Origin of the sequence: Roseateles asaccharophilus (assembly GCF_004362405.1) — a bacterium.
GTDB classification, from domain to species: Bacteria; Pseudomonadota; Gammaproteobacteria; order Burkholderiales; family Burkholderiaceae_C; genus Kinneretia; species Kinneretia asaccharophila.
The window spans coordinates 734,636-752,676 of the sequence record NZ_SNXE01000001.1 but is presented as its reverse complement, the minus strand read 5'-3'; the positions used below and the strand labels follow the sequence as shown (position 1 = coordinate 752,676).

14 protein-coding genes are annotated in these 18,041 nt (G+C 69.6%); 10 read left to right on the top strand and 4 right to left on the bottom strand.

Annotated elements, in window-relative coordinates; all coding sequences use genetic code 11:
* On the bottom strand, nt 1-672 hold the full coding sequence (locus DFR39_RS03375; protein WP_133602103.1) for a TetR/AcrR family transcriptional regulator: 672 nt from the start codon (nt 670-672) through the stop codon (nt 1-3).
* 71 nt (nt 673-743) lie between these two features.
* Here DFR39_RS03375 and DFR39_RS03370 point away from each other — a divergent pair, with 71 nt between their 5' ends.
* Nucleotides 744-1,208, top strand: coding sequence for an ABA4-like family protein (locus tag DFR39_RS03370; RefSeq protein ID WP_133602102.1), 465 nt, complete (start codon nt 744-746; stop codon nt 1,206-1,208).
* 10 nt (nt 1,209-1,218) lie between these two features.
* Nucleotides 1,219-1,995, top strand: a complete 777-nt coding sequence (locus tag DFR39_RS03365) for a hypothetical protein (RefSeq protein WP_133602101.1) — start codon at nt 1,219-1,221, stop codon at nt 1,993-1,995.
* Nucleotides 1,996-2,044: 49 nt separating this feature from the next.
* On the opposite strand, the gene DFR39_RS03360 is transcribed toward DFR39_RS03365, so the two are convergent.
* Entirely contained in the window at nt 2,045-2,488 is a 444-nt protein-coding gene (locus DFR39_RS03360; protein WP_336622252.1) for a Cd(II)/Pb(II)-responsive transcriptional regulator, read from the bottom strand.
* A gap of 54 nt (nt 2,489-2,542) precedes the next feature.
* Here DFR39_RS03360 and DFR39_RS03355 point away from each other — a divergent pair, with 54 nt between their 5' ends.
* From DFR39_RS03355 to DFR39_RS03325, 7 genes are all read left to right on the top strand, one after another.
* Nucleotides 2,543-4,810 carry a heavy metal translocating P-type ATPase gene (locus tag DFR39_RS03355; protein ID WP_133602100.1) on the top strand — a complete coding sequence of 756 codons (2,268 nt, stop codon included), beginning with the start codon at nt 2,543-2,545 and terminating at the stop codon, nt 4,808-4,810.
* 50 nt (nt 4,811-4,860) lie between these two features.
* Nucleotides 4,861-5,232, top strand: coding sequence for a DUF2946 family protein (locus tag DFR39_RS03350; protein ID WP_133602099.1), 372 nt, complete (start codon nt 4,861-4,863; stop codon nt 5,230-5,232).
* Between the two features lie 87 nt (nt 5,233-5,319).
* Nucleotides 5,320-6,579 carry a TolC family protein gene (locus tag DFR39_RS03345; protein ID WP_133602098.1) on the top strand — a complete coding sequence of 420 codons (1,260 nt, stop codon included), beginning with the start codon at nt 5,320-5,322 and terminating at the stop codon, nt 6,577-6,579.
* A 23-nt stretch (nt 6,580-6,602) separates the two neighbouring features.
* Entirely contained in the window at nt 6,603-7,127 is a 525-nt protein-coding gene (locus tag DFR39_RS03340; protein WP_133602097.1) for a hypothetical protein, read from the top strand.
* Nucleotides 7,124-8,254, top strand: a complete 1,131-nt coding sequence (locus DFR39_RS03335) for an efflux RND transporter periplasmic adaptor subunit (RefSeq protein ID WP_133602096.1) — start codon at nt 7,124-7,126, stop codon at nt 8,252-8,254. Before DFR39_RS03340 ends, DFR39_RS03335 begins: the two co-directional genes overlap by 4 nt.
* A gap of 18 nt (nt 8,255-8,272) precedes the next feature.
* Nucleotides 8,273-11,392, top strand: coding sequence for an efflux RND transporter permease subunit (locus DFR39_RS03330; protein WP_133602095.1), 3,120 nt, complete (start codon nt 8,273-8,275; stop codon nt 11,390-11,392).
* A gap of 52 nt (nt 11,393-11,444) precedes the next feature.
* Complete coding sequence (locus DFR39_RS03325) at nt 11,445-11,855, top strand: hypothetical protein (protein ID WP_246030660.1); 411 nt, start codon at nt 11,445-11,447, stop codon at nt 11,853-11,855.
* Nucleotides 11,856-11,866: 11 nt separating this feature from the next.
* Here the strand turns inward: DFR39_RS03325 and DFR39_RS03320 are convergent, their stop codons facing one another.
* On the bottom strand, nt 11,867-12,409 hold the full coding sequence (locus DFR39_RS03320) for a cysteine hydrolase family protein (RefSeq protein WP_133602094.1): 543 nt from the start codon (nt 12,407-12,409) through the stop codon (nt 11,867-11,869).
* 118 nt (nt 12,410-12,527) lie between these two features.
* Between DFR39_RS03320 and DFR39_RS03315 the strand changes: the two genes are divergently transcribed.
* Nucleotides 12,528-13,559: a GlxA family transcriptional regulator gene (locus DFR39_RS03315; RefSeq protein ID WP_133602093.1), complete on the top strand. Its 1,032-nt coding sequence runs from the start codon at nt 12,528-12,530 to the stop codon at nt 13,557-13,559.
* Nucleotides 13,560-13,814: 255 nt separating this feature from the next.
* Here DFR39_RS03315 and DFR39_RS03310 read toward each other — a convergent pair whose 3' ends face one another.
* Nucleotides 13,815-17,849: a helix-turn-helix domain-containing protein gene (locus DFR39_RS03310; protein WP_211343779.1), complete on the bottom strand. Its 4,035-nt coding sequence runs from the start codon at nt 17,847-17,849 to the stop codon at nt 13,815-13,817.
* Nucleotides 17,850-18,041: the final 192 nt, after the last annotated feature.

The following is an 18,041-nucleotide window of genomic DNA, read 5'->3' as shown; positions in this document are numbered from 1 at the left end:
TTAGCCCTGCGGCAGATCGGCGGCCAGGCCTCGCAGCTGCTGCTCCAGCAGCGGTGCCAGGGTATCGCGCAACACCGACTCGCGCGGCGCGCCCTGCAGCGCATCGTCCAGCTGATGAGCCAGCTGCAGGTGGGCAAAGCCGTGAACCACGGACCAAACGGCCAGCAGGCCCTGCAGCTGCGTCGCGGACAGCGGCGCCTGCGGCGGCAGCCGGTACAGCGCCCGCATGCCGTCCTCCAGCACGCCATAGGCCGCCCGGCCGCTCTGCCGCAGCTGCGCGTCGTGGTTGTCCTCGCAGCGGAACATCAGCCCGAAACGACCCGGGTGGCGCAGGGCAAAACCCACGTAGCCCAGGCCCTGCTCGCGCAGCCGCGCGATCGGGTCGTCGCCGCCGCGCGCATTGCCGGCCTCCAGCGCCTCGCGCAGTCCGTCAAAAGCCTGGATCGCCACCGCGGTCAGCAGGCCATGCGCATCGCCGAAGTGATGGGCCGGTGCGGCCGGGGACACGCCCGAGCGGCGTGCTACCTCGCGCAGCGAAAAGCCCTCCAGGCCGCGCTCGGCCAGCAGGCCCTCGGCCGCCTCAAGCAGGGCTTCGCGCAGCGCGCCGTGGTGGTAGGCGTCTCGCGGCGCAGCGCTGCGGGCGCGTGAAGGTTTCGAGGGCGAGGCGGACATGGCAAAAGACTTAACTTGACAGCGTTCAAATCATAGTCGAGACTGCATCTGAACGTTGTTTAGATAAATCCATGCTCATCCCCTTGCTCGACCCCGACACCGTCTTCAACTACGGCAGCCGCCTCGCGATGCTGGGCTGGCTGCTGCTGGCGCTGTCGCCGCAGGGTGCGCGCTGGACGACCCGCGCCCGCTGGATCAGCGGCCGGCTCATCCCCGGCCTGCTGGCCCTGGCCTATGTGGCGCTGTTCCTGCAGAACGGCATGGGCGATGGCGGCTACGACTCGCTGGCGGCCGTGCGCCGCCTGCTGGACCAGCCCGCCCTGCTGGCGGCCGGCTGGTTGCACTACCTGGCCTTCGACCTCTTCGTCGGCCGCTGGATCGCCGAGCGCTGCGGCGCGATGGGTGTGGCCCACCTGCTGCTGCTGCTGCTGCTGGCGCTGACCTTTCTGTTCGGCCCGGCCGGCCTGCTGGCCTACGCGCTCTTGCGCGCCGGCTGGCCGCGCCGTCCCGAACCCACCCCTGCACAGCCTGCTTGAGGAGCCACGGATGCAAGCCCTGACCCTGATCCCGTCGACCACCGGCCCGAGCTGGTGGCGCGAACTGCTGCGGCGCGAGCGCCGGCTGGCGCTCTACGGCGCCCTGCTGCTGGCCCTGGTGCTGCCCATGGCCCTGGCCTGGAGCCTCGATGCGCGTGAGCTGCGCGGGGTGAATGTCTGGATCAAGCCGATCAAGTTCGCCCTGTCCATCGCCCTGCTGGCCTGGACCACGGCCTGGTTCGCCGGCCACCTGCCGGCCGCGCAGCGCCGGGGCCGGACGCTGAGCGCCCTGGTGGCAGTGCTGATCGCGAGCGCCAGCTTCGAGTTCATCTACATCACGCTGCAGGCGGCCCTGGGCCAGGCCTCGCACTACAACACCGGCGACGCCTTCCACGGGCTGATGTACACGCTGATGGGCTTCGGTGCCCTGCTACTGACCGCCACCCAGCCCTGGCTGGCCTGGCTGCTGTGGCGCCACCCGGATCCGCGCCAGCCGCCCGCCTTGCGACTGGCCATGCTGCTGGGCCTGGTGCTGACCTTCGCCCTCGGGGCCAGCGCGGGCACGCTGCTCGGCCCGCGCCAGCCCCCCGAAGGAGGCCTGCCGCTGCTGGGCTGGGTACTGTCCGGCGGCGATCTGCGGCCGGCCCACTTCCTCGGCATCCACGCGGCCCAGCTGCTGCCGCTGCTGGGCCTGCTGTGGCCGCAGCGCGGCTGGGTCTGGGCCTGCGCCGGCGCCTACACGGCCGGCTTTGCCGGGCTGGTGGCGCTGGGTCTGTCCGGCACCTGAACACCGGCCGCCGCGAGAGCGGCCATGCGGCGGGGTGCGGGGGCGAGGCTCATGCGGGGCTGCCTTGACCGTGGCAGGCGCAGGCCTCGCCATGGGCAGCGGCCACCAGCTCCTCCAGGATGCCGCAGCCGTGGTGGGCATGGTCGGCGTCGCAGCGCGCGCGCAGGGCCACCAGCTGCTTTTCCAGGGCCTGCATGCTGGCCAGGCGGGCGCGCACCTTGGCCAGCTGGGCGGCCACCAGGGCATCGACCTCGGCCAGGCGGCTCGCGTCCGTGGTCTGCAGGCTCTCCAGCAGCAGGGCCACATCGGCCAGGGACATGTCCAGGGCCCGGCAGTGCCGGATGAAGGACAGGCGCTCCAGATGCTGCTGGGTGTAGGCGCGGTAGCCGTTCTCGCTGCGCGCGGGCGCGGGCAGCAGGCCGCTCTTCTCGTAGAAGCGTATGGTTTCGATGTCCACCCCGGTGGCCTGGGACAAGGCGCCGATTCGCATCATGATGCTCCGAGCATAGCTTGACTCTGGAGTCGCTACAGACTGTGTAATCGCGTCATGGCTCATCAACACCCGGACCCCACCGCCCCGGCCGCCGTCTGCTGCGGGGGGCATGACCACCCCACCCACCACGAACCGGGCGCCGCGCCCGCCCCCCACGCGCCGGCGCCCGCGGCCGTCGCGGGCCAGCGCCGCAGCCGGCTGCACATCGCCGGCATGGACTGCCCCACCGAGGAGGCCCTGCTGCGCCAGGCCCTGGCCCCTCTGCAAGGCGTGAGCGCCCTGCATTTCGACCTGATGGGCCGGGTGCTGAGCGTGGACCACAACCTGGCCGACGAGGCCCCGCTGCTGCGCGCCATTGAAGCCACCGGCATGCAGGCCAAACCCCTGGAGACCGCCGCCGCGCCCCCGGCGCCGGGCCCCGCCGTCTCGCGCCGCCAGCGCTGGATGATGGGTCTGGCCGGTGTGGCCGCCGTGGGTGCCGAGGCCCTGGCCTTTGGCGGCTGGGGCGACCGCCATCCCGCGGTGATCGCCCTGGTGCTGGCCACCCTGCTGCTGGGCGGCCTGCCCACGCTGCGCAAGGGCCTGATCGCGCTGCGCCATCTGCAGCTCAATATCCATCTGCTGATGAGCCTGGCCGTCATCGGCGCCATCATCCTGGGCCAGTGGCCCGAGGCGGCCATGGTGGTCTGGCTCTTCGGCCTGGCCGAGATGCTGGAGGCCCTGAGCCTGGAGCGCGCCCGCAAGGCCATCCAGGCCCTGGCCGAGTTGGCGCCGGAGAGCGCCCTGATGCTGCAGGCCGACGGCCAGTGGCTGGTGCGCGAGGCCGCCACCATTCCCCTGGGTGCGCGCCTGCGCCTGCGCCCGGGCGAGCGGGTGGCGCTGGACGGCCGCGTGCTCAGCGGCGAGTCCAGCGTGGACGAGGCCGCCATCAGCGGTGAGAGCCTGCCCGTGGCCAAGGGCCCAGGCGATCTGCTGCTGGCCGGCAGCGTCAACCAGGCCGGCCTGCTGGAGATGGAAGTCACGGCGCCCAAGGGTCAGACCTTGCTGGACCGCATGGCCGAGGCCGTGCAGCAGGCCCAGGGCCAGCGCGCGCCCACCCAGCGCTTTGTGGACCGCTTTGCCCGCATCTACACACCCATCGTGGTGCTGGGTGCCGTGGCCCTGGCCCTGCTGCCGCCCCTGCTGATGGCCGGCCAGGACTGGAGCACCTGGTTCTATCGCGCCCTGGTGCTGCTGGTGATCGCCTGCCCCTGCGCCCTGGTGATCTCCACCCCGGTCACCATCGTCAGCGGCCTGACCGCCGCCGCGCGCCGCGGCCTCTTGATCAAGGGCGGGCTCTATCTGGAGCAGGGCCGGCATCTCAAGACCATTGCCCTGGACAAGACCGGCACCCTGACCGAGGGCCGGCCGGTGCTGAGCGAGGCCCTGGCGCTGGAGCCCGCGCTGGAGCGGGGTCAGGTCTTGCATATTGCCGCCTCCCTGGCCGCGCTCTCCACCCACCCGGCCTCGGCCGCCATCGTGGCGGCGCACGACACCGAGACCCTGCCCCTGCTGGCGGTGGACAGCTTTGAATCCCTGGCCGGCCGCGGCCTGGCCGGCCGCATCCAGGGCCAGACCTGGCTGCTGGGCAGCGCACGCCTGATGCGCGAGCGCGGCCTGCCCGATGGCGGGGCCGAGCGCGAGCGCCTGGAGGCCGAGGGCCAGACCGTCAATGTGCTGGCCCGCGAGGGCCTGCCCGTGGCCCTGCTGGCCGTGGCCGATCCGCCGCGCCCGCACAGCGCCGAGGTCATCCGCCAGCTGCACGCCCTGGGCCTGCGCTGCGTGATGCTCTCGGGCGACAACCCCGGCGCCGCGGCGGCCGTGGGCCGGGCCGTGGGCCTGGATGTGGACGGCGGCGAGGTGCGCGGCGGCCTGCTGCCCGAGGACAAGCTGGCCGCCATCGCCCAGCTGCCGGGCCCGGTGGCCATGGTGGGCGACGGCATCAACGATGCCCCGGCCCTGGCCCGCGCCGATATCGGCATCGCCATGGGGGCGGGCGGCACGGCCATTGCCATCGAGGCCGCCGATGTGGCCCTGATGCAGGACGATCTGCGCCGCCTGCCCGAATTCATCGCGCTCTCGCGCCACAGCGCGGCCGTGCTGTGGCAGAACATCGCGCTGGCCCTGGGCATCAAGGCCGCGGTGCTGCTGCTCACCCTCTTCGGCCTGGGCTCGCTGTGGCTGGCGGTGTTCGCCGATGCCGGCGCCAGCGCCCTGGTGGTGCTCAACGGCCTGCGCCTGCTGCGCTGGCGCGCGCCCCGGCCGCAGATGACGGCGGCGTAATCCCGCAGCCGACACGCCGTCATTCCCCGCCGCTACACTCCGCCCCCATCATGCTGCGCCGTCTGGTCCTGATCCTGATGCTTGCCCTGCTGCCGCTCCAGTGGACCTGGGCGGCCGCGGCCAGCGTCTGCCAGCATGAGGAGATCGTGGCCACGGCGGACGGCAGCCTGCCCAGCCCGCATTTCGGCCACCACGAGCACCAGCACGAGCAGGAAGACGGCCATGAGCCGGGCCAGGCCGGTCCGGACCTGGACTGCCCCAGCTGCCATGTGGCCACGCCCGCCCTGCTGCTGCCCCGGCTCGATCCCCAGCCGCCCCTGCTGGCCGCGCGCGTGGCCACGCCCTACCAGCGCTCCATCACCGCCGGCCTGCCCGAGCGCCTGATCCGACCGCCCCACAGCCCGCGTCTCGCCCGCGATTGAGACGCCGCGGCCCGCCTGCCGGACCGCGCCCATCCATCCCGCCGCCGGGCCTGCCGTGCCCGGCGCTGAGAGAAGGCTGTGCTTTTCATGTTGACGAGATTCCGGACGGGCCTGCGCCGTCTGAGCGCCGGGACCGGTCTGGCCGGCCTGGCGCTGCTGAGCGCCGGGGCCCTGGCCCAGGCGGACACGCCCCCCATCACCCTGGCCCAGGCCTTCGAGGCCGCCTGGGCCCGCCAGGCCGAGGCCCTGAGCGCCCCCACCCTGCGCGAAGCCGCCCGGCAGCAGGGCCAGGCCGCGCGGCGCTGGAGCGCCGAGCCCCCCACCCTGGAACTGGGCCTGGCCAGCGACCGCTATCTGGGCCGCAACAACGGTCAGCGCGAGCAAAGCCTGGGCCTGGCCCTGCCGCTGTGGCGGCCGGGTGAGCGCCAGAGCAGCCAGGCCCTGGCCGATGCCGAGCTGGCCGCCGTGGACAGCCGCAGCGCCGCCGCGGCCTGGCGCCTGGCCGGCCAGCTGCGCGAGGCCTGGTGGGCCCGGCAGCGCGCCCGCCAGAACGAGGCCCTGGCCCAGGCCCGCGAGCGCAGCGCCGCCGCCCTGGCCCGCGATGTGCAGCGCCGCGTGGCGGCCGGCGAGCTGGCGCGCAGCGATGCGCACCAGGCCGAGGGCCTGCTGGCCGCTGCCCGCGCCGAGGCCGCCCTGGCCCGGGCCGAATCCACCCAGGCCCTCCTGGCCCTGAAGGCCCTGGGCGTGGGCACCGAGCCCGAGGAGCGGCCCGAGCCCCTGCCCGAGCTGCCGCCCGAGTTCGTCGAGCCCGACCTGACCCACCCCGCCCTGCGCGAGCTGCAGGACCGCCGCCTGCTGGCCGAGCGCCAGCGCGCCCTGGCCGCCACCCAGGGCCGCGCCAGTCCGGAGCTCTCGCTCAGCAGCAGCCGCGAGCGCGGCGCCTTGGGCGAGGCCTATGGCCGCAACCTCAGCCTGGGCCTCAAGCTGCCCCTGGGCAATGAGGCCGGCCAGCGCGCCCGCCTGGCCACGGCGGGCTCGGCCCTGATCGAGGCCGAGGCCCAGCTGAACCTGGAGCGCCAGCGCCTGGGCAGCGAGCTGGCCGGCGCCCGCGCCCGCCTGGACGCCGCCGAGCAGGCCCTGGACGCCGCCCGCCAGCGCGCCCGCCTGGCCACCGAGGCGCACGGCTTCATCGAGAAGTCCTTCCGCCTGGGCCAGAGCGATCTGCCCGCCCGCCTGCGCGTGGAGCTGGAGGCCTTCGAGGCCCAGCGCCAGCAGGCCCTGGCCCAGCTCGCCCGCCATCAGGCCGTCTCCGCCCTGCGCCAGGCCCTGGGCCTGCTGCCGCAGTGATGTCACGCATCCGAGAACCGCAGATGAAACACCGCTTGCTTCTTCCCCTGCTGCTGGCCGCGCTGCTGGCCGCGCCGGTCCAGGCCCATGAGGGCCATGACGAGGCCCCCGCCGCCGCCACGGGCCAGGCCCTGCCGCGCTTTGCCGCCAGCTCCGAACTCTTCGAGCTGGTGGGCGTGCTGGACGGCCGCCAGCTCACCCTCTATCTGGACCATGCGGCCAGCAATGCGCCGGTGCAGGGCGCCACGCTGGAGCTGGACTTCGGCGGTGCCAAGCTCAAGCCCGTCCCCAAGAGCGAGGGCGAGGGCCAGGGCGAGTTCACCCTGCAGCTGGAGCGCGAGCCCCAGCCCGGCCTGATCCCGGTCACGGCCACCGTGCTGGCGGGCAACGAGAGCGATCTGCTGGCCGGCGAGCTGGACCTGCATGCGCACGAGCCGGCCGCGCCGGCCGCCAGCGCGCGCTGGAAGTACATCGCCGCCGGCGCCCTGGCCCTGCTGGGTCTGGGCGCCGGCCTGCGCCTGGGTCGTCAGCGGAGGGCCGCCGCATGAGCCGCACCGCCCTGATGTCCCTGCTGGCCGCCAGCCTGGCCCTGAGCCTGAGCTTGAGCCTGCCCGCCGCCTGGGCCGGCCCCGGCCATGACCATGGCGACGCCCCGCCCGCCCCCAGCGCCAAGGGCCCGCAGCGCCAGAGCGATGGCAGCGTCTTTGTGCCCAAGCCCGCCCAGCGCCAGATGAGCCTGCGCACCCAGCCCGGCGAGGTCCAGGCCCTGCCGCGCGCCTTCACCCTGAACGGCAAGGTGCTGATGGACCCGAATGCCGGCGGCAAGGTGCAGACCATGCAGGCCGGCCGCCTGGAAGCCGGCCCGCGCGGCCTGCCCAGCCTGGGCCAGAGCGTGCGCAAGGGCGAGCTGCTGGCCTATGTGCAGCCGGCCAGCGACAGCCTGGAGCGCGCCGCCCAGGCCGCCCAGCTGGCCGAGCTGCGCGCCAGCCACAGCCTGGCCGAGAAGCGCCTGGCCCGCCTGAAGGAGCTGGCCGACAGCGTGCCGCGCCGCGAGATCGAGGCGTTGGAGAGCGAGCTGGCCAGCCTGAGCGCGCGCATGGCCGCGGTGGGCGGCGGCCTCTCGGGCCGCGAGGCCCTGCTGGCCCCGGCCAGCGGCGTGATTGCCGCGGCCCATGCCGTGGCCGGCCAGGTGCTGGACGCCCGCGAGCTGGTGTTCGAGATCGTGGACCCCACGCGCCTGCAGGTCGAGGCCCTGGCCTTTGACGCAGCCCTGGCCGCCGATGTGGCCGGCGCCCATGTGAGCGTGGGCGGCAGCGCCCTGCCGCTGCGCCTGGTGGGCGCGGCGCGCGCGCTGCGCGAGCAGGCCCTGCCCCTGCGCTTCCAGGTCGAGGGGCCAGGTCTTGCCGGCCTGGAGAAGCTGGCCGTGGGCCAGCCCCTGCCGGTGGTGGTGCAGACCAGGAGCCAGGTGCAGGGCGTGGCCCTGCCGGCCGCGGCGCTGCAGAAGAACCCGGCCAACCAGCCCATTGTCTGGGTCAAGCACTCGGCCGAGCGCTTCGAGCCCCGCGTCGTGACGGTCCAGCCCCTGGATGGCGCGCGGGTGGCGGTAACGCAGGGCCTGGCGGCCGGTGAGCGCGTGGTGGTGCAGGGCGCCGTCCTGCTCAACCAGATCCGTTGATAGAAAAGGTAGCCTGTCATGTTCAAGTGGCTACTCGACAACAGCCTGGCCAACCGCCTGCTGGTGCTGATCCTGGGCGCGGTGATGATGGCCTACGGCCTGTTCACGCTGACGCGCACGCCGGTCGATGTGTTCCCCGATCTCAACAAGCCCACGGTCACCCTGATGACCGAGGCCGGCGGCATGGCCGCCGAGGAGGTGGAGCAGCTCATCAGCTTTCCGCTGGAGACCGCGATGAACGGCATCCCCGGCGTGGAGGCGGTGCGCTCCAGCTCCAGCGCCGGGCTGGGCTTTCTCTACATCACCTTCGACTGGAGCACCGAGATCTACCGGGCGCGCCAGATGGTGTCCGAGCGCCTGGCCGCGATGGAGGGCGGCCTGCCGCCGGGCATCGTGGCGCGCATGGGGCCGGTGAGTTCGGTGATGGGCGAGATCATGCAGATCGCCATTCCGGTGGACAGCGCCCGCATCAGCCCCATGGCGGTGCGCGAGTATGCGGACTGGGTGCTGCGCCCGCGCCTGATGGCCCTGCCGGGCGTGTCCCAGGTCATTCCCATCGGCGGCGAGGTGCGGCAGTTCCAGGTGCAGCCCGACACGGCCCGCCTGGCGGATCTGGGGCTCACGCTGGAGCAGCTGGAGGCGGCCCTCAAGGGCTATGCCGCCAACAGCTCGGGCGGCTTTCTGGAGCTCAACGGGCGTGAGTACCTGATCCGCCATCTGGGCCAGAGCTCGGCCCTGGAGGACCTGCAAAACCTGGCCCTGGGCGCCCGCAACGGCCAGCCCCTGCTGCTGCGCCAGGTGGCCGAGGTGCGCTTTGCCGCCGCCCCGCGCCGCGGCGATGCGGGCTTTGGCGGCCAGCCGGCGGTGATCCTGGGCGTGCAGAAGCAGCCGGGCGCCGACACCGTGGCCCTCACCCAGCGCATCGAGGCGGCGCTGCAGGAGCTGCAGCGCTCCCTGCCCGCCGGCATGGAGACGCCGCGCGTGACCTTCCGCCAGGCCAGCTTCATCGAGGCCTCCATCGGCAATCTGCAGGGCAAGCTGCTGGCCGCGGCCGGCTGCGTGGCCCTGGTGCTGCTGCTCTTTCTGGGCAATCTGCGCAGCACCCTGATCGCCCTGGTGGCGATTCCGGTGTCCATCCTGATGACGGTGCTGGTCTTCCGCTGGCTGGGCCTGTCCATCAACACCATGACCCTGGGCGGTCTGGCCATTGCCATCGGCGGCCTGGTGGACGACGCGGTGGTGGACATCGAGAACGTGCTGCGCCGGCTCAAGGACAACCGCGCCCGCCCCGAGGCCGAGCGCCTGAGCCCCCTGCTGGTGGTGGCCCGCGCCACCATGGAGGTGCGCTCGGCCATCCTCTACGCCACGGTCATCATCGTGCTGGTCTTTGTGCCCCTGTTCGCCCTGCCGGGCATCGAGGGCCGGCTCTTCATGCCCCTGGGCGTGGCCTTCATCGTCTCCACCCTGGCCAGCCTGCTGGTCTCGGTGACGCTGACGCCGGTGCTCAACGCCTATCTGCTGCCGGGCATGAAGTCCCTGGACCATGGCGACACCCGCCTGCTGGTCTGGCTCAAGACCCATTACCGGCGCGGCCTGCAGCGCGTGCTGGAGCGCCCGCGTGCCGCCCTGGCGGCGGGCGGCCTGGCGGTGCTGGCCGCGGCCGCGGCCGTGCCCTTCTTTCCCACCACCTTCTTGCCGCCCTTCAACGAGGGCACGCTGCTGATCGGCATGCGCCTGAACCCCGGCGTCACCCTGTCGGAGAGCGCGGCCCTGGCCCGCCAGGCCGAGACCCTGGTGGCCCAGGTGCCCGAGGTGGTCTATGTAGGCCGGCGCAGCGGCCGCGCCGAGCTGGACGAGCATGCCGAGGGCGTGCATGTGAGCGAGCTGGACGTGGGCCTCAAGCCCGCCGCCGAGCTGAGCCGCTCCATGGACGCCATCCAGGCCGATATCCGCTCACGCCTGGTGAACCTGCCGGCGGCCATCGCCATCGGCCAGCCCATCTCGCACCGCATCGACCACATGCTCTCCGGCGTGCGCTCCCAGATCGCCATCCGCATCTTCGGCGAGGACCTGGACCAGCTGCGCGCCCAGGCCGATGCCCTGCGCACGCGCCTGGCCGGCATTGAAGGCCTGGCCGATCTGGAGATCGAGAAGCAGGTGCTGGCGCCCCAGATCAAGGTACGGGTCGATGCCCAGGCCCTGGCGCGCCACGGCCTGGCCGCGCCCCAGCTGCTGGCCCAGCTGCAAGGCCTGGTCGAGGGTCAGCAGCTGGCCCAGATCAGCGAGGGCAGCCGACGCTTTGCCCTGGTGCTGCGCCTGCCCGAGGCGGCGCGCGCGCCCGGCGGCCTGGAGGGGCTGATGATCAGCACCCCGCTGGGCAGCGTGCCCCTGTCGCGCCTGGCCCAGGTGGAGGAGAGCGACGGCCCCAACCAGATCAGCCGCGACGACGGGCGCCGCCGCATCGTGCTCTCGGCCAATGCCCAGGGCCGGCCGCTCTCGGAGGTGGTGGCCGATATCCGCGCGGTGGTGGGCCAGACCCCCCTGCCCGAGGGCTACTTCATCACCCTGGGCGGCCAGTTCCAGGCCCAGGAGGAGGCGGCGCGCCTGGTGGGCCTGCTGTCCCTGGTCTCGCTGAGCCTGATGTTCGTGGTGCTCTACAGCCGCTACCGCAGCACGGTGCTGGCCCTGCTCATCATGGGCAACATCCCCCTGGCCCTGGTGGGCGCGGTGCTGGGCCTCAAGCTCTCGGGCCAGCCGCTCTCGGTGGCGGCCCTGGTGGGCTTCATCACCCTGGCCGGCATCGCGGTGCGCAACGGCATCCTCAAGGTCAGTCACTACGTCAACCTGATGCGCTTCGAGGGCGAGGCCTTTGGCGCGCCCCTGATCCTGCGCGGCTCGCTGGAGCGCCTGGCCCCGGTGCTGATGACGGCCCTGGTGACCGCCTTCGCCCTGGCGCCCCTGCTCTTCGAGGCCGAGCGCCCCGGCACCGAGATCCTGCATCCGGTGGCGGTGGTGATCTTCTCGGGCCTGATCAGCGCCACCCTGCTGGACACCTTCCTCACGCCCCTGATGTTCAAGCTCTTCGGCCGCGCCCCGGCCGAGCGCCTGGCGCGCGACAGCCAGGGCGAGGCGCTCTGAGCCCTGCTGATTGATCCCCTCCCCCCATTTCCCCCATCCAAGGAGAACACGCATGTCGATGATCAAGAAAACGCAGCCCTATCTGTACGGCCCCCTGCTGGCCCTGACGCTGCTGGCCGGCACCGCGGCCCAGGCCGGCGGCAATCACCAGCACGATCACAAGCCCCTGCATGGCGGCATCGTGGCCGAGGCCAGCGATCTGGACTTCGAGCTGCTGCTGAGCCGGCCCGGCCAGATCACGCTCTATGTGCGCGACCACGGCAAGCCCCTGGCCCTGAACGGCGCCAGCGCCCGCCTCACCCTGCTCAGCGGCAGTGACAAGCGCGAGGCCAGCCTGGTCGCGGTGGGCGGCGAGCGGCTGGAGGCCCAGGGCGACTTCAAGCTGGCCGCCGGCAGCAAGGTCGTGGCCCTGGTGCAGCTGCCGGGGCGCAAGCCGGTGAATGTGCGCTTTGCGCTGAAGTAAGGGCCGGGCGGCTAGCGGGCCTCGGGCGCGCCCGGCAGCGCCTCGGCCACCGTCGCCAGACGGACCCGGGTGGACAGGGCATTCAGGGCGATGGCATGCAGCATGGGGCTGACCGTGGTGCAGGCATCGCTCAGCACCGTGACCTGGCGGTACAGGTCGGCCCGGCGCGAGAGCGCGGTGTGGGTCACGCAGTTCTGGGTCATCATGCCGCACAGCAGCAGCTCGTTCACCTGCAGCTGCTGCAGGGTTTCGTGCAGCGTGGTCTGCTCGAAGCTGTCGGCAAAGTGCTTGATGACGACGGGCGCCTCGGGCACGGCAGCCAGGACGTCCGCGTGGATCGCGACACCGTGGGTGCCCGCATTGAAGAAGGGCGAGATGCCCTTGCTGCCATCGGCAATGTGCTGGACGTGAATCACCGGCATGCCTTGCTGCCTGGCGCGGCGCATGGCCTCGAGGACGCTGGCGAGCGTCTCGTCGGGCTGGTGCAGGGGGAAGGCGCCCCCGGGGAAATAGTCGTTCTGCAGGTCGATGACGATCAGGGCGGGCCGGTTCATGCTGTTGTGCCTTGGTTGAATGGGTCTGAGCCTGCATTCTTGGAGCGCGCCGCCGATCCGCCCATTGGCCTGAACAATGGTTTGCGGCAAGATCGGGCCATTCGATGGCAGCTTCTTGATGGCGAAGAAAGAAAACAAGCAAGCGGCGGCCGCTGCTGCGGCGCCCCCCGCGATCCGGGTCGCCGTGATCGCCTTCCGGGGTGTCAGCCCCTTTCATCTGGCCATTCCGGGCGTGGTGTTCGGTGAAGCCTTCGGGCCCTCACCGGCCTTCGAGGTCTTTGTGTGTGCCGCGGAGCCCCAGCCCTTGCGCACCAGCATGGGCTATGAGCTCTCGGGCCTGCGCGGTCTGGCGCAAGCGGCGGCGGCCGATGTCATCGTGGTGCCCAGCTGGCGCGACGTGGAGGAGCGGCCGCCCGAGCCGCTGCTCAAGCTCCTGCGCCAGGCGCATGCGCGTGGTGCGGACGTGATCGGCCTGTGTCTGGGCGCGCATGTCCTGGCGGAGGCGGGCCTGCTGGCCGGCAAGCGCGCCACCACGCACTGGGAGTACGCCCAGCGCATGGCCGCGCGCTACCCGGAGGTGGAGCTGCTGCCCGATGTGCTCTATGTCGAGGAGCCCGGCCTCATGACCTCGGCGGGCACAGCGGCCGGCATCGATGCCTGCCTGCAGTTCGTCCGCCAGCGCCTGGGCAGCAGCAAGGCCACGGAGCTGGCCCGGCGTCTGGTCGTCGCGCCGCATCGGTCTGGCGGTCAGGCCCAGTTCATCCACCAGCCCCTGCCGCTGACCCAGGGCAGCAGCCGGCTCTCCCAGCTGCTGGCCGATGTGCGCGCGAGCCTGCACGAGCCCCACACGCTCGACACCCTGGCCGCCGCCGCCTGCATGAGCCGGCGCCACTTCACCCGCCTGTTCCGGACCATCACCGGCACAACGGTGCATCAGTGGCTGCTGACCGAGCGGCTTCAGCGCGCGCAGAACCTGCTGGAGCGCACCGACCAGTCGATCGAGGCCGTGGCCGGGCTGGCCGGCTTCGGGTCCGCCGAGTCCTTGCGGCTGCACTTTCGGCGCAACTTCAAGACCTCACCGCAGCAGTGGCGGCGGGCGTTTCAGGGGGAGTTGGCGGCTGGGGCGGCGCCGACCGCCTTGGCGAGGTAGTCCACGAAGGCCCGCACCCGCTGCCCGAGCTGCCACCGGCGTGCTGAACTGGTGGCCGAGGTCAAGAACCGGGGGCTGGGCTGTGAGGTGGGGCGGCTTTGCAGCGGTTGCTGTCCGTCAGGATCCCAAGCGGGATGACTGCTTCCGGCCAGGAGCGGTCTTTCGCATGCTCCCCTGAAAGCGGTTGCTCTCGCAGCGACGCCTCTTGCACCGCGATGCCTGGCGGGTAAGCGGTGCCATCGGCTCGGCTCTCAGCTAGTCATCTTCTTCCTCAATAGCTTCCTTTGACTTGCGCTGACGCGCTATCGCATAGCGAGCGTCCTTGAGCAGTCTGTCGTATAGGTCGAACGCTGGTTCGGCTCGGCTAAGCGACGCCAACATCCGCTCGCAGTGCTGTTCCATTCGGAGGTCCTCCGGGAACGGTTCCCCAGGAGTTCCTCCACGAATTCCGGAGTGTGTTGCCGCGGCGATTGCCGACCGAATCTCATCCAGAGCTTCCTCGCCAACGAGTTCGGCCGCGTTGAGGATGTCCTGGATAAACTTTGAGTGTTCATAAATGAGAGCTGGCTGGCTCTCCTGCAGCACTCTGGCAACCAGCATGGCATGGGCTTGGGTGCCCGAGGACATCCAATCAAGCAGAAGGTTGAGCAGGGCTTCACCGTAGTCTCCGCAAAGGCCGGAGACTGTCTCGCCAACCTGGCGTGTGCTCGGAATGACCTTCGACTCTTCGAGGGCCCAGTCGAGGAAGTCCCGCAATAGCCGTGGCCCGGCCTCGACTTCCATCAGGCCAAGGCCCTTCCCGTTGTGCTCTTTGCTCAGTGGCTCGTAAGACCAATCGTTTCGTCGTTTCGCTTCCACGAGTCGTGCCATAGCCAGCGTGATGACCGACAAGGGATCTTTCTTGATTGATGCTGCGAGGAATGCACGGACCCAATAGTCGTCTAGCTCCTTCAGCACAACTAGCTTCCTCAGCAACTCGTTCCGTCGGCTCGCGACGTCAGCCTCCGAAATAGCCTTGTCGCCGGAGAGCCACATGAACATGTCGTGAGTTGCGCGCGCGTTGACCGCAAAGTCCGCCAAACAAATGAGCTCGACGGCCAGCGCTGGACTTCTGCTGGCCACCTGGCGAGTGAGGTTCGAAGCGAACAATAGAACGGTCGGGTCCTTCGACTCAAAGATGCGCTTGAACAGCTCCACTTCTTGGGGCGTGTAGGGACGGGAGGGCTCGAACCGCATATACGCCTCAGCGAGCTGCGCCAACACCTTAGCGGACCTCTCTGATCGGATGACATATTCGTTTACGAGACTTGAGTCGCCGGCCTCAACGACCGCGCTCAGTGCTGCGCCTACGTACTGTTCGAGACGACCGGATCGGCCCTCGTTGCTCCTCAAGAGGAGTTCGGTAGCAAGGCCGTTTACCGAAGCAAGTAGATGGTTGACGAGAAAGATCGACGACCCAAATCCGTCGTGTGCGACGGTGGCAATTTCCTCCAAGGAGGCATGTAGTTCTTCAAACAGGCGGCTTGGCTCTGGGAACGCGGCGATGAGATCTGCCGTGAGGAGTTGACGGTCCTTCACGTGTTCTTCGCGTTCGAGATCTTCGCTTAGCCTCCATGTATCCGTCCCCCAGCCGTCTACGAGTGCGCGTGTGAGTCGAGTCCGAATGTCTCTGTTCAACAAGGAGAGGATGGCTTGAGCCTCAACTGAGGCCTCGGGCCAGCCGTGAAACGCATGCCAGGAGATGGACTGCGCGACCCGAACCAGGACGACGGGCGACACGTGAACTTCGTTCAGAACAACCTTGAGTTCTCGCAATAGTTCTACTTGCTGTTGCTTCCAAGCATGGTCGGGCGTGCCGCCATGCATAGGCCCCCGCAGGGCCTGGGCTATCGTCTGCGCCGAGAGAAACGCTCGTCGTGGAGGCCCCTCCCGCAGGTACTTGAGTAATGCACTAGTTACTTCGTCCCTGACTTTTCGGGCCCATTCCAACGGCAGTTGGTAGCGGGTAATGGTCAAGGCCGAGCGGGAGAAGCGCCTCGTCTCCATCTCGGTCCGCAGCGCTCCTTCCAGAATGGAGAAGGGCGTATAAGTCGACTTGAGCGAGGCAGGACGTTCCAGAAGCGCGAGCGCGAAGTGAACGACCTCTCGCACGTACTCGATTGGCTTGTTCAACTGGAACTCGGCCAGCTCCTTGAGGATTCGAATGCCGTGGCTGGGCTGCTGGTGAAGCGCGCGGGCGTCGTTGCGTCCAGCAGTCCACAGCAGCCGACATGCTTCTTGGACGTGGTCGTAGGTGTACGCCGCGTAGCGCACCATGTTGCATACGGATGAGCTGTCCCCATGCCCCTCGGCGATGAGTCGCTCCGCGAAGTCCAGCGCAAAACTGGGTTGATAGTACGCAACGGCCTCGACTGCCTCTACGTGGGGATTGCTGTACCGATCACCCCACCGCAGCTTGGGGCCAAGACTGGTCAGTAGCGCGCTGTCATCTGTCTTGCCCCTGCGCAGGCGCCAGTCTAGGCGACCAAGATTAACGAACATGTTTTTCAGGTGGTCCGCACCGGCGAGGTCGAAGACTTGGGTGACGCGCTCGTTGGCTGTGCCATCCGCGTTGAGGTAGTTCGAGCGAATGATTTCATCGGCCAACAGGTCTGGAGCGAGCCTCGAGCGAAGCCCACGCTTGAACAGGACGCCGGCTTCTCCGAGAAGTCGCATTAGGCGACTGGCGTCCGGCGGCGCTATCCCCTCGGCTTTCAACAGGATGTTGAGCAGGCCTGGGTCGTCCGGGATGATGGGTTGAAGGAGTCCGATTACGCGCAGGATTGCCCTCAGCCTTGGAACGTCCTGCCCTGTAACTAAGGTAACGGTGATGACGTCCTGAAGGCTTCTCAGCACATAGATACGGAACTCCTCTGCATTGCCAAGAAGCGCGAGCGACACACCATCGCGTGCGACCAACTGCGCTGCCAAGACAGTGACGAGCGGCGTGGTGTACGTTGCGCGCGCAATCTCGACAGCCGCTGCTGGTGGTGCCTTGCATTCGGCGAGGACGGATTCGGCCAGTGCTTGAGCTTGCTCCCGAGTCTGCGGACGCATATCAGCAAATCTGACCGAAGGCCCAGAGAGGCTTACGTCGGCAGCCTGCAGCCGCAGCGCTTCTTTCCCATAGGGGCGAAGCGATAGGAGCAATCGCGAGCGGTTCTCGGGAACAGCCGCGTACCTGAGGAGGATGCCGAGATCTTCGCGTTCGTGCGCATCATCGACGACGAGTAGCGTGGCGGACCCTCGGCTGTCGCGCAGCCTGTCCAGATGGTGGGCCTTGACCTCTTCGGTCGCAGACACAAACCGAACATGCAGGGGCGTGCTCTGTGGAAGCCGTTGGGTCACTTCGCGTAGAACACGACTCTTGCCAGAGCCGGGTGCACCTACGAGACACGTTAGGACGACAGACTCGTCTTGGACGCAGTCAACAACCTGTGAGATTTCCTCATCGCGACCGACGAGCGCCCAGGAGTGGTTGAAGAAGCGGTCGGAAACCAGGAACGGTTTGAAGAAGTCCTCGGGACTCTGAATGGGCCCCGGCTCATCAATGCCAAGCAGGTCGAGGCGCTGGCCACTGAAGTACCGGTCGACCAGGTCGAGGCGGTCGACCAACGGCAGGTCGTGAAGCCGTCGGGTAATGTCCTCTCGGTCCCACAACTCCCAGCCAGCGTGGGCTGCCATCGCATCGCGAGAACTTGGGCTCGCAACGCTGGACAGCAGGAGCACCTTGAGGTCTGCGGCGTAGGTCTGCTCGGCCACCGCGGTATGTACCTTCTGGGCGCCGAACTCATTGACGCGCTTGCACTGAAAAGAATGGGTGCCGAAGGGGCCGGTGGCGAAGATATCGATGCCGTGCTGCTTGTGCCCTGTGCCCCCATAGCGATGCACCGTGCCTCCGTGGGGCTGGTACATCCGGTGCAAGAGGGCGGCGCAGAAGCTCTCAAACGTCTCCGGCGGAAGGGCGGAAAGCGGCAGAGGCCGGTCGTGCGAGGTGGCGGTCTCGGCGCGAGCGTCCACAGGTGCCGCTTGGTACCCGGCCGCCGCCAGGAGTTCGTTGTCCTTGGCCCGCACCAGCCGCTCCAGCACCGCGATGTCGGTCAACCGAGGGCGCGCAAGCCCTCTCTCCCAACGGCTCACCGACTGCTGGGTGACACCAAGAGCGGTTGCCAGCTCTTGCTGCTTGGTGAACCCGGCAGCAACGCGAAGTCGAGCCAGAAGTTCGCCAAAGGCCGGGTAGGGCGCGGGCATATGAGGCGCTTGCATTGATTTGTGGCTCTTCACACACACACAGAATAACGTACCGTCTGAGCATCGTTTCTCGACCCGAGACGATCAGGTGTCGGAGGCACCATGGCGCACAACCCAAGCTCGACCGCGGAAGGGGTGTGCCAAGCCGCGCTTCAACTAACGACACGTACTGCGCGTTCAGGGACGGACTGG

Coding starts and splice junctions, on each gene's coding strand:
- DFR39_RS03375 (WP_133602103.1), bottom strand. CDS start 672: ATGTCCGCCTCGCCCTCGAAACCTTCACGCGCCCGCAGCGCTGCGCCG.
- DFR39_RS03370 (WP_133602102.1), top strand. CDS start 744: ATGCTCATCCCCTTGCTCGACCCCGACACCGTCTTCAACTACGGCAGC.
- DFR39_RS03365 (WP_133602101.1), top strand. CDS start 1,219: ATGCAAGCCCTGACCCTGATCCCGTCGACCACCGGCCCGAGCTGGTGG.
- DFR39_RS03360 (WP_336622252.1), bottom strand. CDS start 2,488: ATGATGCGAATCGGCGCCTTGTCCCAGGCCACCGGGGTGGACATCGAA.
- DFR39_RS03355 (WP_133602100.1), top strand. CDS start 2,543: ATGGCTCATCAACACCCGGACCCCACCGCCCCGGCCGCCGTCTGCTGC.
- DFR39_RS03350 (WP_133602099.1), top strand. CDS start 4,861: ATGCTGCGCCGTCTGGTCCTGATCCTGATGCTTGCCCTGCTGCCGCTC.
- DFR39_RS03345 (WP_133602098.1), top strand. CDS start 5,320: ATGTTGACGAGATTCCGGACGGGCCTGCGCCGTCTGAGCGCCGGGACC.
- DFR39_RS03340 (WP_133602097.1), top strand. CDS start 6,603: ATGAAACACCGCTTGCTTCTTCCCCTGCTGCTGGCCGCGCTGCTGGCC.
- DFR39_RS03335 (WP_133602096.1), top strand. CDS start 7,124: ATGAGCCGCACCGCCCTGATGTCCCTGCTGGCCGCCAGCCTGGCCCTG.
- DFR39_RS03330 (WP_133602095.1), top strand. CDS start 8,273: ATGTTCAAGTGGCTACTCGACAACAGCCTGGCCAACCGCCTGCTGGTG.
- DFR39_RS03325 (WP_246030660.1), top strand. CDS start 11,445: ATGTCGATGATCAAGAAAACGCAGCCCTATCTGTACGGCCCCCTGCTG.
- DFR39_RS03320 (WP_133602094.1), bottom strand. CDS start 12,409: ATGAACCGGCCCGCCCTGATCGTCATCGACCTGCAGAACGACTATTTC.
- DFR39_RS03315 (WP_133602093.1), top strand. CDS start 12,528: ATGGCGAAGAAAGAAAACAAGCAAGCGGCGGCCGCTGCTGCGGCGCCC.
- DFR39_RS03310 (WP_211343779.1), bottom strand. CDS start 17,849: ATGCCCGCGCCCTACCCGGCCTTTGGCGAACTTCTGGCTCGACTTCGC.